Origin of the sequence: Echinicola soli (genome assembly GCF_006575665.1) — a bacterium.
GTDB lineage: Bacteria > Bacteroidota > Bacteroidia > Cytophagales > Cyclobacteriaceae > Echinicola > Echinicola soli.
Map to the genome: position 1 here is coordinate 3,334,953 of NZ_CP041253.1, position 15,756 is coordinate 3,350,708.

The following is a 15,756-nucleotide window of genomic DNA, read 5'->3' on the forward strand; positions in this document are numbered from 1 at the left end:
GACAATGGCTCCTTCAAAAGGTTTAGTCGCCATTGATTTCCTTTTCGATCTTTTTCACGGCATGATGATAGCTTGCCTTAAGCGCTCCTATAGATGTTTGTGTGATTTCGCCGATTTGGTCGTAACTCAAATCCTCGAAATACTTCATATTGAATACTAGCCGCTGTTTTTCCGGTAATTTTAGCAGAATCTTTTGGAGCAATCGCTGGATGTCATTCCCATCGATGTAGGGAGAGGTGTCCAGATAACTGGCCATTCTTTTTTCATGGTTTTCTAAGGTAAAGAAATCATGCTTCTTCTTTTTTTTGAGAAAATTAAGGCTTTCATTTACAGCAATTCGGTACAACCAGGTAAAGAGGCTTGCATCTCCCTTAAACTTATCAATATGCTTGAAGGCTTTAACAAATGTGTTTTGGGTGATATCATCGGCATCTTCATGAATGATCACCATTTTGCGAATGACACCATAGACTTGTTTTTGGTAATTGGTAACGAGCAGTCGGTAACCCTTCTCCCTGGTTACGGGATTTTTGATCAATGCCAGTAATGATGCGTCGTCCAATGGATTCATTTCCTACTTAGACCGATAAGGTACCTATAAGTTTAATGTCATCACAGGATAAAATCAAGTATCAATAGTATGTGTCTGGTTTTTAGTAGGTTAAAAACGTTCTTTGTTCTTTTAGATTGTTGCTGATAATAATAAATCAGATAAGATAGTAGAGGTGAAAAGCTGGATTTCACAAAAGCAAAAGAGCCAAAAGACATATATGCCATTGGCTCTTTTATAATGTTTTAGAAAAAGGTGATGATTAAATCTCCAATATATAGTCCAAAATCCCAGCATTTTTACCTTTAGGCCTGGTAACCACCAATGGGTATTTTTCATTTAGCTGGATAAGTCGCTCGGCCATGCTACCGATGAATAGGGCAGTGGCGGCTGTTCTTCCTTTTGCGCCTATTATGATACCGTCTACATCAAGTTCTTCTGCTTTTAAGATAATGTCTTCTACAGGATCGTCATTACTGTCCACCGTATATACAGGGGTTATTTTTAGCCCTTTAGTATCGATTTTACGAATGAATTTCTTGTAGTTTACTTCTGCATTTTTCTTCATGACATCCGCAAATTCATCATAGCTCTTACCCGTTAGGTGATAGCCGGAAGGGACGGAGAATACGTTTTGGCAGATGATGTCCACATTGCCGCCGTTTCGTTCTGCAATCATGATGGCCTCTTCCAGTGCATCTTTGGAGTAGTCAGAGAAGTCAATGGGTACCAGGAGTTTATTTACTTTTGGATTAACGATGGTTTCTGGAATAATGGTCAGTGAGCAAGATGCCCTGCGTGCCAGTCGCTGGGAAACTACCCCACTGCCGGGCAAGGTTGTTTTCCTGCCCACCAATATCATATCAGCGGATTTTTCGTGGGCAAGCTTCAGTATTTTTTTTGATAGTTGTCCTTCTTTAACCACGTAGGTGAGTTCGGTATCCAGGTTTTTGGCAAAGTGTTGCTCCACTACTGCTTTCATCTGCCCTTTTCTTTCATCCACCATGTTCTCCACCAAGTTGGGGAATTCCTGTAGAATGTCCTTTGGCATCTGTAGGTTACGGATGACATTGGTGAAATAGATCTTCTTGGTATGGTTAATTTTAGCGATGAACGATGCGAATTTAACCAGCGTGACATCCATTTCAGATAGGTCCAGACAAACGATAAGTTTCTTAATTTGGTACATTTCCTAAGCAGCTAAATTTGATGCGATACGATATAATTAATATAAGGTAAAAGCAGTTAAAAATTATTTTTAATTAAATGATCGGCTTTTTCAGCGTATTGCCAACTTATCTCCGAATATAAGGTTAATGTTCAAAATTTACCAAGGATTAGCTGTGCAAGTATTAATCTTATCCGTTTTCTTGGCAATTATGAAACAATGGCCATGTTAATCGTATTTTATATTACATTGTCATACATACCTTTTGAATATTGGCCTATAATAGCCGGTTAAAACATGGAATATAAACTACTTGGTTTTTGATTGGAAAAAAATGGTCGTTTGGTTTTTTTTAACTAGTTATTCCCCTGCAAATATATGGCTTTGACTTCAATTGTTGTTGGAAAATACTGTTTTTGTGTGCCAAATTAAAAACATTTAAAATTATTTAAATGTTTTCAGTGTCGAATTCAAAATAAATGATCATGAATTATTAAGTGTTTTTTCTCTTAGTTGGGGCATAAATGGTAAAGGGGGAATATTCTGCTGATAGCAAGACAAGAGTGGAATTTGGAAGCCAGTTTTCTGTTTAATTTTTATCATTCCCTAATGTAATTTGTATATTTGCAGAGGCTCGGGCCGCAGACATGTTCAAACTTCACAATTAACAAAAATGCCGAGTGAAGCCTTTTTTCAAAACCAGGCCTCATCCCGATAATTATCGGGACCTCGTTTCTTCGGAAGCAGGATAACAGTGGAAGGTTGCGAAATTCGGGCAGCTCAAATCTTGTCTATAAAGAGGTTTTGTAACACTCCAAGGCCCGGGCTTTCTTTTTTGGCTTTCTGTATACGTTGGATTTTTCTGGGGCCAAATAATAATTCTGGGTGATGAGAGATTACAGGTGGTTATGGTAAGCATATTTTTCTTTAACCTGAAATATGCATTAGCCTATTTATTACGACCTGAAACTGCTTTAAAATCAGACGCTTTGCTTTAGTTTTCAACATCACCGTAGCGGTGTTATGCTTCTGTCTCCAAACTAACTGATTTTTGGATCAATCAATATTTCTGGGGGCGGGAGAAGATTTATATTCATTTGGTATGTCGCCACGAAGTCGCCAAGACACGAAGTGTTTTGTAGGCGGATTCCAAATTTCATGGAAAACAAACAGCTTTGGGTCTTAGAATCTTTGTGGCAAAAAAAACAAAAAAGAAATCCTGTTAAAATAAAGGGATTCATGCCCTCAACTTTTTCGTTTGCCTCCTTTTTAGCACATTTTGAGGACCAAGCAATATTTCTGGAAGATGAGAGATTTCCAGGTGGTTTTGGTAAGCATATTTCTCTTTAATTTAGCAATAGGAATGTGTAGATTATAAAATCAGTATAAATCCGTCATTGCGAATGCAGAGCAACGGAGTGAAGCAATCTCGTTTTCTTAATACGGGATTGCCACGTTCCCGATAGCTCGGGACAGGCTATACTTCCTCGCAAGGATGGTATTTTAAATCGCGTTTATTATAAAAAATCAGCGCAAATCTTATTAATCTGCATCATCTGCGTGCTATCGAAACCAACCCTAATCCCCCCCACTTTTTTGCTGGACCCGTTTTCCCACAAAAAAAAGAGAGAAATGAAATCATTTTCCCTCTTTTCGATTGTTGTGGTTAATTGTGTCTATGAAATGTTGTCAGCTTCTTTTAGTAAAGAATTCTGAACCGGATCGTGCCTTCGATTTCCTTAAGGGCATCGATGACGTCATTTGAATAGCGCTTGTCAATATCGGTGATCACATAGCCAATCTTTTCGTTGGTTTTCAGGTATTGGCCGACGATATTGATTTTGTAGCTTGCGAGGACCTGATTGATCTTGGCCATTACGCCGGGAGCATTTTGGTGAATATGGATCAATCGGTGGGCATCCTTAAGGAAAGGAAGCTGGATATTGGGGAAGTTTACACTGTTAAACGTATTTCCGGTATTGATGTATTCGATGATCTTACCTGGTACAAACTGCGCAATGTTTTCCTGTGCCTCCAAAGTACTGCCACCTATATGAGGTGTCAAGATGGTGTTTGGACAGCCGATAAGCTCGGATTCAAACGGTTCGTCATTGTTTTTTGGTTCTGAAGGGAATACGTCCACTGCAGCTCCCGCAAGGTGACCGCTTTCCAGCGCATCTCTGAGGGCAGGAACTTCCACCACATGGCCTCTGCTGAGGTTGACCAAAATGGCACCTTTTTTCATCTTGAAGATTTTCTCTTTGTTCAAGATGTTTTTGTTTTCTGTTCTGCCATCCACATGTAGCGAGATGATATCGCAGGTTTCCAACAGCTCATCCAATGAATCTATTTTAGTGGCATTGCCGAGAGCCAGTCGTTCGACAATGTCATAATAGAATACATTCATGCCCATGTTTTCTGCCAATACGGAAAGTTGCGCACCAATATTACCGTATCCAATGATGCCCAACTTTTTACCTCTTACTTCAAAGCTTCCGGAGGCAGATTTGTTCCATACACCTTGGTGCATTTTTAAAGTCTTGTCGTGTAGGTTACGCATCAGGAAGATGATTTCCGATATGGCGAGTTCCACGACAGAGCGTGTATTGCTAAAAGGCGCATTGAAAACAGCGATGCCCTTTTCCTGACAGGTTTCCAAGTCGATTTGGTTGGTGCCGATACAGAAGGCACCGACAGCCATCAGTCTGTTGGCGTTTTCAAGGACTTTTTTAGTGATCTGTGTTTTTGACCGAATGCCTATGATGGACACATTTTTGATCTTTTCACACAATTCCTCTTCGGACATAGCAGAGCTTATCACTTCTACATTGTAGCCTTCCTGCTTCATGATTTCCACTCCGATAGGATGGACATTTTCCAATAGAAGCACATTGATCCTGCTTTTTGGATAGCTGAATTTTTTGTTCATTTTATTAACATACAAAATTTCATCCAGACTGGGAGCAATATGATCCGCTTTTGATGAAACCTTAGGTCTATTGATATTTTCGGTAAATGCGTAAAACTTGTTGGCCAAGCCAGAAGCTTTGATTTCGTAGTCTGTGTAGCCATCACCAATGACATAGACATCGCCCTCCAGCTTGAGGCTTTTGATAGTAGCAGGTTTGCCGTTATTATTGGAAAGAAGGTTTTCCTTGTTCAGGTCGACAATATTACCTTCTCCATCGTAAATAAAATCATTGGCAAATACATTTTCCTCCTTTAGGCCGTAAGCAGCTACTACAGGGGTGATGAAGTCCTTAAAGCCATTGGAAAGGATGTAAATGTTCTCTGCATTTTCTTCGAAAAACTCCCTGTTTCGCTGAAAAGACTTGGACACCTTTTGCCGGAGTGCATCGATAAGTTCTGCTATTTGCGATTTGTTTGCTTGCAGGATTTCGATTCTTCTTTCAAGGCTTTCGCGAAGATTTAATTTCCCTTCCATACCCAAGTCGGTAATGTCCTTGATGGCTTTCAATTTTTCATCTCTTTTGGGATCATTTCTCAAGCTGATCTCTCCCAAAATATCCAATGCCTCCACTTGTGTAAAGGTGCTGTCAAAATCGATGATAAACTTTTTATCAGTGGTCATTTTGTGGTGAACTTTTAATGATTTGGGCGTAAATTTAGCATTTTCTTAATTTATACGAATGTTTGTTGTCAAAAATACTTTCAAAATTTTTAAATGTTTTTTAGTCGAATACTGTGTAGATTTGTGAAATCACGGAAATAAACGAAATAGCTATGAAAATTAACGTTCAACTACTTTTGGCGTTTTTTTTATCTTTCTCTTTTTTGGCTTGCGAAGGTGAAAAACATGACCGGAAAAAAGATAACATTTCGGCAAACAAAGATGAAATAGCAGGGTCATATGGAGAGCAGATCGCCAATGGTGGAATGATTTCACTTGCAGGTATGTTGGAGACCTTGAAATCACAGGGGAAGTTTGAGGGGAAGATCAGTGGGGAGATCAATGAGGTGTGTGCCAAAAAGGGATGCTGGCTTACAATGGACCTACCAAATGGAGAGTCGATGCGGGTGACCTTTAAAGATTATGGATTCTTTGTTCCCAAAAACGCCCAAGGGTACCCTGTGGTGCTTGAGGGGGAGGCCGTAAGCGTGGTTACTGATGTGAAGACTTTGAGACATTATGCCCAGGATGGTGGCGCTACACCTGAAGAGATCGAGAAAATAAAAGAGCCAAAAGAGGAGTACACCTTTGTAGCTACAGGAGTATTGATTCAAGATAAATTATAAGATAAATGGCAATAGCATTGGATAATTTGCGAGTAGGCAGGGTTTATTATTTGACCAATTATGGTGAAAATCGTCACCTTGAGGTTATGGAAAGGATAGGCCGGGATAATTTTCAAGTCAAGGATTTGGATACATTGGAAATCTACGAATTGGATGAGTTGTTAAGATGGGGGATAGGCAAGGACTATGACCTTGATGAGGTTCGATGATTTCAACCCGATTTTAATGCCGTTTAGATAAGAGCAGACAATGATAAAGCTGTTGTTCCGACGAATAGCCTGTCCCGTACATCGGGAAGGCATCTCTCCCAATAATGATTGAAAAGATCCTTTCCCGATCTGTCGGGATCAGGACAGTCTGCCCCGCATGACTATCGGGCACATATGTTAGCTAAACTGCATTGATCCCGGGTTTAACGAGGGGCGAATCAAAAAGAGATACCCCTCAAGGGATTATAACCAATACTTTGAAAGTTACTGAATTTCAGTAATTTAATTTTATTAGAATGGTGAATGACCGGACTAAGACCATTACTTGAGCACTACATCAAAAGGCAGTCTTGCATGGATGCCTTTCATTTGCTGGATGTTCTCGATTTTCTCAAGCAGTCGATAGGATTCCCCAAACCGATAGTGCATGTACCTGGCTTCGATGTCCGTTCCCAATTCTGTCATGATCTGTTCGAAGATGGTTTTTTGTTTGGGATAATATAGTACGCGGTAGTCTTCACCGATATTGGCTTTGGATGCGGCGATTTGGATCGCATCATCCAGGCCACCAAGGACATCTACCAGTCCATTTTCTTTCGCTTGCAGCCCGCTCCAAACTCTTCCGGATGCCACCTCCTTCACGGCATCCTTGCTCATTTTTCTTCCATTTGCCACGCGCGTTAAGAATGTATCATAGCCACTTTCTATTTGCTTTTGGATGATGTTCTTTTCTACTTCACTCAGCTGGCGTGTAGGATTCATGAAATCCGAAAATTCACCGGTCTTTGCCACGTCAGTGGTGATGCCCAGTTTGTTGTTGAGCAGGCCTTCTGCATTAAACCACATACCGAAGATTCCAATTGATCCAGTGATGGTATTCGGTTGAGCGACGATCGTATCTGCTGGTGCAGCGATATAATAACCACCGGAAGCTGCCAAAGAGGACATGGATGCGATCACCGGTTTTACTTTTCGGGCTTCATCCATTTCTCTCCAAATCACTTCGGATGCCAGGACAGAACCTCCAGGAGAATTTACCCTAAGGACAATCGCCTTGATATCATCATCCATCCGGGCTTTTTTGATTTCCCTGGCAAACACCTCGGAACTGATAGTGCCTTTTACTTCACCACTGACAATTTCTCCTTCCGCTACGATTACAGCAATTCGGTTACTGGCGGTGAGATTTTTGGTCTTGGCGGTTTTGTTGATGCCGGTGATGTTGATGGTGGTGATTTCAGCATCAGCCTCCAATCCGAGTTTTTCCCTCAGCAGGTCCTTTACTTGGTCGTCGTACCAAACTCCATCTACAAGCCCCAAATCAGCTGCATCCTGTGGTTCACGAACCAACATTTGATCGTTGGCTTCTTTAAGTGTATCATATTCCAGGTCTCTGCTTTCGGCTACCTGACGGATCATATAATTGTTCAGGTCACCAAGGAATGATTCGGTTTGCAGCCTGTTGGCATCACTCATTTGGTCGAGTATAAAGGGCTCCACTGCACTTTTATATTCTCCGACCCTGAAAATCACAGGTTCTATTTCAAGTTTTTCCAGCAAGCCTTTAAAAAACAATACTTCGGATGAAAGGCCGTTGAATTCAAGGCCGCCCATAGGGTTTAGGTAAATTTCACTTGCTGCGGAAGATAGGAAATAGCCGCCTTCGCTGTATAGTTCCGAATACGAAACGATGAATTTTCCTGATTCTTTAAAATCTATTAACTCATTTCGAAGTTCTGTCAAGGCCGCTGGATTGGCCATTACTGTTCCAGCTTGAAGGTAAATGCCTTTGATATTATCATTACCTTTAGCCGTGCGGATTGCTTTTTTTACGTTTGCCAGTCCGATTTTATAGGCCGCAGGAATAGGGCCAAAAGAGGAAAGGTCAATATTGTCCTCAGAAGTCCTTTCTACCAGCACAATATTTTCCAAGTTGATATGGAGTACCGTATTATCACTAATGGTGACTTTTTCCTCCGCAGTGGAAAACGTGATCAAGCCAGCAAATAAAATGAAACTGATGACAGAAAAAATCATCAATCCCAAAATTACCGCCAGAACATTGCTTAAAAATTTCATACATTACTATTATTTGATTAGCTCGAAAATACGTCTTTTTTCTTATTTCTGTTAGTTTTGAAAGGTGAAATTAAATCAAGGTATGCGGCAAGTTGTTCTGTTAATAGGAGGGAATTTAGGAGATAGGGAAAGGCTGATCCAAGCCGCGGTGAAAAAGCTTGAAAGTAAGTTCAGGTTGGTCAGCACTTCATCTCTTTATGAGACAGTAGCTTGGGGAGGAAAATCCTCCGGTAGTTACCTAAATCAAGCCGTGGTATTTATGACAACGCTGAAAGCAGAAGCGGTGCTGGACATCACCCAAGGAGTGGAAAACGAATTGGGCAGGAAGCGGTTGGAAAAATGGGGAGACAGAACCATGGACATCGATATTATCTACTTTGGGAATGAGGTGATGGACACCGACAGGTTAAAGGTGCCTCATCCTTTGATGGTAGAAAGGAGATTTGTGTTGACACCCTTAGTTGAGATCATGCCAGATCTAATCCATCCTGTTTTAAACAAGACCAATAAGGAACTGCTTGAGGCGTGTACTGATCCCTGCGAAGTGGTCAAAGTGTAGGTTTGGACAAAAGAAGATAGCAGGATCGAGAGAATATGAAAAAGGTAAAATTTTGTTGGAAGTAAGGTCGATATTTTTCAAATTTGGGACATTATGAAGTCATAGTTAGCATTATCCGGAATTTTAGGCCCTCGTTGGTCATGATTGCAGTGCCACTTACGTCATGGCAGTGCACTGCTATTTTTCATTAATATCATTCCTTAATTATGACTTTAATTAAAATCATCCATCATTTTAAAAAAGCCCTTAGCGGCACTGAAGAAGATTATACCGTAGGAAGTATTAGGAAGGCGATCTTTTATTTGTCCATTCCCATGATCCTGGAAATGCTGATGGAGTCGCTTTTTGCCGTTGTTGACATATTCTTTGTGGGTAAATTGGGAGTTCAGGCGGTGGCTACGGTTGGCTTGACAGAATCTGTACTTACCATTGTGTATTCAGTGGCCATTGGGCTGAGCATGGCGGCTACGGCCGTAGTGGCCAGAAGGATTGGGGAGAAGAAAAAGAAGGCTGCTTCAGAGGCTGCTTTTCAGGCAATCACCATTTGTGCTGTATTGGCCTTGGCCATTGGTCTATTGGGCTTGTTATTTGCAAAAGACCTTCTTACGATCATGGGAGGAGAACCCGAGCTAGTGGCCAGTGGGTATCGGTATACCCAGGTGATCTTTGCAGGAAATATCAGCGTGATGTTGCTTTTCCTGATCAATGGCGTGTTTCGCGGTGCTGGAAATGCAGTGATAGCCATGAGGACTTTATGGCTTGCCAATGGCATCAATATCGTCTTGGATCCCATGCTGATCTTTGGCATTGGTTTCTTCCCGGAAATGGGGTTGGAAGGTGCGGCTTGGGCCACTACCATTGGTCGGTCTGTAGGTGTACTTTTCCAATTGTCTGTGTTATTGAGGGGTAAAGCGATCATTAGGTTTGACTGGGAAGTGTTGCGTTTCAAATGGCATATGGTCAAAAATATCCTGAAAATCGCCATTGGGGGAATGGGGCAATTTTTGATCGAATCTGCAAGTTGGATTGTGCTGATGAGAATTGTTTCCAATTCGGGAAGTGTTGCGCTGGCCGGATTTACCATAGCCATCCGATTAATTATTTTCGCATTACTTCCAGCCATGGGTTTTTCCAATGCTTCAGCTACCTTGGTAGGACAAAATTTGGGAGCCAAACGGCCGGAAAGGGCGGAGCAATCTGCTTGGAAAGCTGCTCATTATACAGCTGTTTTTCTGGGAAGCATTGGCCTGTTGTTTTTCCTTTTTGGGGAATACATAATCAGCTGGTTCAATGACAATCCAGCCGTGGTACAGGTGGGGAGCGACGGACTCGGTATCATCTGCTTGGGATACGTTTTCTTTGCTTACGGCATGGTCATGAGTCAATCTCTCAACGGGGCCGGCGATACCAAAACCCCAACACTGATCAACATCGTAGTGCTATGGTTGTTTCAATTACCCTTGGCATATGTGCTTTCCCAGTGGTTTGAGATGGGCGCTACAGGGGTGTTTATAGCCATTGCGGTTGGGCATTCTGTTCATGCGCTGGTGAGTGGCTTTATCTTTAACATGGGCAAATGGAAGCTGATGGAGATATAGAGCCTCTTATTACTAATTATAGTTTGCCATATTTGATAGAGGGCTGAAACCTGACAGGTGTATTAACAGGAAAAGGCTAGCGACTACAGATTAAGGTACAGAACCTTGGTGGTTTTAACCAAGGCTTGATAAACTGGCACTAGTTACTGTGAAAGAGAGGAACCAGTCTTGATTACTTCTTTTGCAGCGCGGTACCTTCAAAGGTAATCCCTTCCCAGCCGCTTTTGATGAAATTGCGGATGTTTTGGTGATCTTTCCCATTAGGATTACCCAAAACATCCTTTCTGTAAATATCCCCAAATAAGTTTAGCGTTCGCTCAACACTGAGATTCAGGAGCCTGCCAAGGCTAAAGATTTTGCATGAGCCGTTGTTTTGGCCGGCGTCATTGACGGTTTTTCCATTGGTGAAGCGGGTGGGGGTAAAATGGTAGTTTGCTTCGATATGGTCCATGGTTTCCTGAAAGGAAATAGCTTCAGCGTTTTGGCTTATTTTGTCTGTGAAATTCATCTTTGATCATAACGTTTGCCCAAAGTTAATTTCTAAATGATCAATTTCAAATTACTGTCGTCCGACTAAATTTCACATACGCTGAAAAAGTTGGTTTAAACGAAAAGAGAAGAGATTTTTTCAATTTCCTAAAACTACCCCGTCCTCTGAAGGGATGATCAGAAAGTCCCCTTTAGGGGATTTAGGGGTAGATTTTGATGAATTTCCTTCGAAAGCAAAACCTTTACTCGGACGCCAATGATTTCAAATTTGAATTAGAGCGAGATATTGAAGTTTTTGTCCAATGTCAAGATTACTACTGACAGTATGCACATTATGAGTGAGTTGTAGAAGTAAAGGTATTCCTGATGTGCCATATGTGCGGTAAAGGCTCCGACTGCAAATGGGAAAAGTAATAGTATTGCCCCGTTTCTCAACGGCTGCCAAAACAGTCCGGCTACCAACATCATGACACCCAATAATTCTCCAATTCCAATTAGGGTTGTCCAGGTTTTATTAAAGCCGAGCGATAGCATATTTTCCATCATCGATTTTTTTTGGAATACCTTAAATAACGAGGCGTAGCCAAATACATACAGGTAATAGGTATAACAAAGCCAGTAGATAATTTTCTTGATCAGTTCCATTTTTTGTTTTTTGTTTCTACTACAAAGGTTTACTTTTCTTTGCAGTAATGAAAGTACTTACTAAATTGTAGGGTACTAACAAAAAAGTAAGTCTGTGAAGAAAGAAAATTCTACCAACCACCTTAATGAAGTCTACTGGAAGGAGCATTGCGGGATTTCCCATACCCTTTCGTTGATAGGAGGAAGGTGGAAAATCAATATACTGGTTTACCTTCTGCACGAAAAGAAACTACGATATAGTGAACTTCGGAAGCGGTTAGAGGGCATTTCTGAACGTATGCTCATTGCAAAGCTTAAGGAACTTCAACATGATGGACTGGTCCACAGGATTGTTTATCAGCAAGTGCCACCAAAAGTGGAGTATGAACTTACCGACCGCGGTAGATCGCTTAAGGGGATATTGGAAGAAATGGAGGATTGGGGCGAGTCCCATCTGCCACAAGAAAAAAGGTCTGGATGAACCATTGGTTAACCCAGACCTTTTCCATTTTAAATGACGTTGTACTTTATCTTTTCAGAAATTCCAATAACAGCTTGTCCACTTCATCTCTATGGGTAAGTGTCAATCCATGTGGTCCGCCGGAAATGACATGGTATTCATTTGCAGTGATCCCTTTTGCGGCTTGGTCACTGGAAGTTTTGATGGGAACGATGTTGTCTTCATCCCCATGGATGATAAGGGTTGGTGCGGATACATTTTTCAATTCAGACCTGAAATCCGTTCCTGCCCAGGCTTCGGCACACTTGATGGTAGCGATCGGCGAAGCATGCGACGCGATGGAAAAATCATAATCCAAATTGGCCTGTGACATCCGGTCGGTGTTGTTTTCATAATTATAAAAATTTTTATGAAAATCCTTCAGAAAGCCAGCACGGTTGCTTTTCAAGGCTTTCATAATACCGTCCAGCATTTCTGCAGGTACACCATCGGGGTTGTCCGTTTTCTGGGCTACTAACGGAATAATGGAGCCAATGAGCACCGCTTTGCTGATCCGGTCACCTTCGTAATCCGTAAAGTAACGGACTACCTCACCACCGCCCATGCTAAAGCCGACGATGGTTACGTCCTTTAGGTCAAGCTGCAAAATGATTTCCCTGAGATCACTGGCAAGCGCAGAATAATCGTACCCGTCCAGTGGCTGGGAGGAGAGGCCAAATCCCCTTCTGTCATAAGCGATTACCCGATATCCGGCATCCAATAGCGATTGCATTTGGCCTTCCCAAGCTTGGTGGCTGAGTGGCCAGCCGTGAATCAATATTACGGGTTTACCTTGTCCATAGTCTTTGTAATATAAGTCTACAGGGTCATTTCCTGTTTCATTAATCAAAAATGGCATCGTTTTATGTTTTTTGGTTAGAAATGGTTTTCTATAATACTAACGATTTGGCAGGACTGTTTGTTGGATAAAATGGAGTGTAAACTCAACTGCTTACCTAGTTCCCTAACGGGATTTTTTGCTGTAGGCAGTTATACTTTCCGACATGGCAGTGGTGAGTTTTTCGAGCTCGTTTTGAGTGATTACAAAAGGAGGCATAGTGTAGATCAATTTGCCAAAAGGTCTCAGCCAAAGGCTCCTTTTGGTAAGTTCATCTTGGATGGCTTTCATGTCCACATTTTTTTTCATTTCCACCACACCAATTGCACCTAAAACTCTCACATCCTCTACGGTACCCAAGTCTTGAAGGAGGGATAAAGAAGCTTTTAGGTGTCCTTCTATGGCTCGGATTTCTTTTTGCCAGTCTTTGGCGAGCAACAGCTCCAAGCTTGCCAGCGCAGTAGCACAGGCCAAAGGATTTCCCATAAAGGTAGGACCGTGCATAAACACTCCTGGAGAACCAGAAGAGATCGTAGTGGCTACATCCGAAGTACAGAGCGTCGCCGCAAAGGACATGTAACCACCTGTCAATGCCTTGCCAATGCACATGATGTCGGGTGTGATTCCTGCATGCTCACAAGCAAACAGCTTTCCTGTCCGCCCAAAACCAGTGGCGATTTCATCTGCTATCAGAAGAACATTATATTTTTCACAAAGGAATTTGAGGGATTTGAGATAATCGGGATGGTAAAAGCGCATTCCACCCGCACCCTGGACGATCGGTTCAAGGATAAAAGCGGCGATCTCATGCGCTTGGGCTGCGAGTACTTCTTCCACTTTTTCCAGCTCTTTGGGGATCAGCTTCCCATGAAACTTGGATTGTGGAGCAGGCAAGAATATCTGCGGAGAGAGGCGATTGTTAAAAATGCTGTGCATGCCTGTCACCGGATCACAGACTGACATATCATGCCAAGTGTCGCCGTGGTAGCCATTTCGGACCGTGGCGAAACGGTTTTTTCCCCCCTGGTCTTTGGAGTGCCAGTATTGGAGTGCCATCTTCATGGCTACTTCTACGGCTACGGAGCCTGAATCACAGTAAAACACATGTTCTAAGTCCTTTGGTACTACTTGCAGTAATTTCTTGGTCAGTTCAGCAGCAGGCCTGTGTGTAATCCCTCCAAACATCACATGGGACATGTTTTCCAGTTGCCGCTGAATTGCCTCATTCAGTGAGGGGACATTATATCCATGGATAGTAGACCACCAGCTGGACATGCCATCGATCAGTTGGGAGCCATCTTCCAGTTCCAAGTAAATCCCATTAGCTTTTTTTACTACCAGATTGTCCACTGCTCTCGAAGCAGCTGTATAAGGATGCCAGATGTGCTTATGATCTATGGAAAGGATTTCTTCTTGATTCATATGCGGGGAAACTAAGAATTAGAATGTGTGTTTAGTCCACAACTTACATGTAAAATCACAAAATGATTTTGAGAAATTTACTGAAAATAGCGGGGACTGTTCATACGTATGTGAATGAGTAATAGCAGTAAAGGGGATTGCTAATCCCCCTTAATTTGATATCCAGATTTGTGATCTGGATGAGTTTTTATCTCAAGTCTACTGTCTCAAATCAGACACCTTTCACTTAAAGTCCGGAAACTTCGGCTTCTTTGTGGATTTTTTTGACTAAACCTTGCAGTACTTTTCCTGGCCCGCATTCCACGAAATCCATTGCTCCGTCGGCCACCATGTTTTGTACAGATTGGGTCCATTTCACGGGAGCGGTGAGTTGGGCGATCAGGTTTTTTTTGATCACGGTGATGTCCGTTTCGCCTTTGGTGCTCACATTCTGATAAATTGGGCAAACAGGCTGTTTGAATTCTGTGGAAGCGATGGCCTTTTCCAGTTTTTCCCGTGCTGGCTCCATCAATGGAGAATGGAAAGCTCCCCCGACAGGAAGCGGCAATGCTCGCTTTGCACCAGCTTCTTTGGCTTTTTCACAGGCGATTTCGATGCCTTTGTTGGAACCGGAGATGACCAGTTGTCCTGGACAGTTATAGTTGGCCGCAACGACCACTTCTTCTTCGATACTGGCACAGATTTCTTCTACTTTTTGATCTTCAAGACCGAGGATCGCAGCCATGGTGGAAGGGTTGATCTCACAGGCTTCCTGCATGGCCAAGGCCCGTTGGTAAACCAGTCTAAGGCCGTCTTCAAAAGATAAAGCTCCCGTGGCTACTAAGGCAGAAAGTTCTCCCAAAGAATGTCCAGCTGCCATGTCCGGTTTGAAATCCGGTGTGGTTTTGGCCAAGATGGCTGAGTGTAGAAATACCGCCGGTTGGGTTACTTTGGTTTCTTTGAGTTCTTCAGCGGTACCGTTAAACATGATTTCACTGATCTTAAAGCCTAAAATCTCATCGGCTTGATCGAACAGTTTTTTGGCTTCAGCATTGGATTCGTACAATTCTTTGCCCATTCCTGGAAATTGTGCTCCCTGACCGGGAAAAATATAAGCTTTCATATCATTAAACGTTATTTATGATGCAGTCTGAAAATCATTGGCTTATGCGCATTGATAATTGGCTCTGCAAAAATGCAATAAATTCGTGAGGCCAAATATACCAAAAAAATAAGGCATCGGCGGTAGGCTACTTTAATTTCGTTTTCGCCTCATGTTTTAGAGGTTTCAAATGACTTTTTATAGTGGGCCAAATAATGGAGTCATCTATACGATCATAAGAATGGACCAAACAATTCCTAAGACTTATAGCCTTATTTTGAAGATAAACTCAGGGTTGAAGGGTTGACTTTGATGGTGTTTTTAAAACGCTCCCCTGAACGAGGTACTTAGTTCATCCCAATGAAACACATTGGGCTAATTGG

The 15,756-nt window shown here is 42.1% G+C and carries 16 protein-coding genes; 6 read left to right on the plus strand and 10 right to left on the minus strand.

Annotated features, from left to right (window positions below):
- Positions 1-22: 22 nt before the first annotated feature.
- Positions 23-571, minus strand: a complete 549-nt coding sequence (locus FKX85_RS13160; RefSeq protein ID WP_141615165.1) for an RNA polymerase sigma factor — start codon at positions 569-571, stop codon at positions 23-25.
- A 241-nt stretch (positions 572-812) separates the two neighbouring features.
- Complete coding sequence (locus tag FKX85_RS13165; protein WP_141615166.1) at positions 813-1,739, minus strand: universal stress protein; 927 nt, start codon at positions 1,737-1,739, stop codon at positions 813-815.
- Between the two features lie 1,137 nt (positions 1,740-2,876).
- On the opposite strand from FKX85_RS13165, the gene FKX85_RS13170 reads away from it, so the two are divergent.
- Positions 2,877-3,068 carry a hypothetical protein gene (locus FKX85_RS13170; RefSeq protein ID WP_141615167.1) on the plus strand — a complete coding sequence of 64 codons (192 nt, stop codon included), beginning with the start codon at positions 2,877-2,879 and terminating at the stop codon, positions 3,066-3,068.
- 349 nt (positions 3,069-3,417) lie between these two features.
- On the opposite strand, the gene serA is transcribed toward FKX85_RS13170, so the two are convergent.
- The gene (gene serA, locus FKX85_RS13175; protein WP_141615168.1) at positions 3,418-5,310 is read right to left on the minus strand and encodes a phosphoglycerate dehydrogenase; all 1,893 of its coding nucleotides are present in this window, start codon (positions 5,308-5,310) and stop codon (positions 3,418-3,420) included.
- A gap of 152 nt (positions 5,311-5,462) precedes the next feature.
- On the opposite strand from serA, the gene FKX85_RS13180 reads away from it, so the two are divergent.
- Together FKX85_RS13180 and FKX85_RS13185 are read left to right on the plus strand one after the other, a co-directional pair.
- The gene (locus tag FKX85_RS13180) at positions 5,463-5,975 is read left to right on the plus strand and encodes a DUF4920 domain-containing protein (RefSeq protein WP_141615169.1); all 513 of its coding nucleotides are present in this window, start codon (positions 5,463-5,465) and stop codon (positions 5,973-5,975) included.
- Positions 5,976-5,980: 5 nt separating this feature from the next.
- The gene (locus FKX85_RS13185; protein WP_141615170.1) at positions 5,981-6,184 is read left to right on the plus strand and encodes a hypothetical protein; all 204 of its coding nucleotides are present in this window, start codon (positions 5,981-5,983) and stop codon (positions 6,182-6,184) included.
- 321 nt (positions 6,185-6,505) lie between these two features.
- Here FKX85_RS13185 and sppA read toward each other — a convergent pair whose 3' ends face one another.
- On the minus strand, positions 6,506-8,263 hold the full coding sequence (gene sppA, locus FKX85_RS13190) for a signal peptide peptidase SppA (RefSeq protein ID WP_141615171.1): 1,758 nt from the start codon (positions 8,261-8,263) through the stop codon (positions 6,506-6,508).
- A gap of 82 nt (positions 8,264-8,345) precedes the next feature.
- Between sppA and folK the strand changes: the two genes are divergently transcribed.
- Complete coding sequence (gene folK / locus FKX85_RS13195) at positions 8,346-8,822, plus strand: 2-amino-4-hydroxy-6-hydroxymethyldihydropteridine diphosphokinase (protein WP_141615172.1); 477 nt, start codon at positions 8,346-8,348, stop codon at positions 8,820-8,822.
- A 206-nt stretch (positions 8,823-9,028) separates the two neighbouring features.
- Positions 9,029-10,420, plus strand: coding sequence for an MATE family efflux transporter (locus tag FKX85_RS13200; RefSeq protein WP_141615173.1), 1,392 nt, complete (start codon positions 9,029-9,031; stop codon positions 10,418-10,420).
- A 172-nt stretch (positions 10,421-10,592) separates the two neighbouring features.
- On the opposite strand, the gene FKX85_RS13205 is transcribed toward FKX85_RS13200, so the two are convergent.
- Positions 10,593-10,928 carry a HopJ type III effector protein gene (locus tag FKX85_RS13205; protein ID WP_141615174.1) on the minus strand — a complete coding sequence of 112 codons (336 nt, stop codon included), beginning with the start codon at positions 10,926-10,928 and terminating at the stop codon, positions 10,593-10,595.
- A gap of 254 nt (positions 10,929-11,182) precedes the next feature.
- The gene (locus FKX85_RS13210) at positions 11,183-11,554 is read right to left on the minus strand and encodes a DoxX family protein (RefSeq protein ID WP_141615175.1); all 372 of its coding nucleotides are present in this window, start codon (positions 11,552-11,554) and stop codon (positions 11,183-11,185) included.
- A 94-nt stretch (positions 11,555-11,648) separates the two neighbouring features.
- On the opposite strand from FKX85_RS13210, the gene FKX85_RS13215 reads away from it, so the two are divergent.
- Positions 11,649-12,014 carry a winged helix-turn-helix transcriptional regulator gene (locus FKX85_RS13215; protein ID WP_141615176.1) on the plus strand — a complete coding sequence of 122 codons (366 nt, stop codon included), beginning with the start codon at positions 11,649-11,651 and terminating at the stop codon, positions 12,012-12,014.
- Positions 12,015-12,060: 46 nt separating this feature from the next.
- Here FKX85_RS13215 and FKX85_RS13220 read toward each other — a convergent pair whose 3' ends face one another.
- The 4 genes from FKX85_RS13220 to FKX85_RS21910 form a co-directional block, all read right to left on the minus strand.
- Positions 12,061-12,891 carry an alpha/beta fold hydrolase gene (locus FKX85_RS13220; protein ID WP_141615177.1) on the minus strand — a complete coding sequence of 277 codons (831 nt, stop codon included), beginning with the start codon at positions 12,889-12,891 and terminating at the stop codon, positions 12,061-12,063.
- 105 nt (positions 12,892-12,996) lie between these two features.
- The gene (gene bioA / locus FKX85_RS13225; RefSeq protein WP_141615178.1) at positions 12,997-14,292 is read right to left on the minus strand and encodes an adenosylmethionine--8-amino-7-oxononanoate transaminase; all 1,296 of its coding nucleotides are present in this window, start codon (positions 14,290-14,292) and stop codon (positions 12,997-12,999) included.
- A 226-nt stretch (positions 14,293-14,518) separates the two neighbouring features.
- Positions 14,519-15,394, minus strand: a complete 876-nt coding sequence (fabD, locus tag FKX85_RS13230; protein WP_141615179.1) for an ACP S-malonyltransferase — start codon at positions 15,392-15,394, stop codon at positions 14,519-14,521.
- A 127-nt stretch (positions 15,395-15,521) separates the two neighbouring features.
- Entirely contained in the window at positions 15,522-15,641 is a 120-nt protein-coding gene (locus FKX85_RS21910) for a HepT-like ribonuclease domain-containing protein (protein ID WP_141616793.1), read from the minus strand.
- Positions 15,642-15,756: the final 115 nt, after the last annotated feature.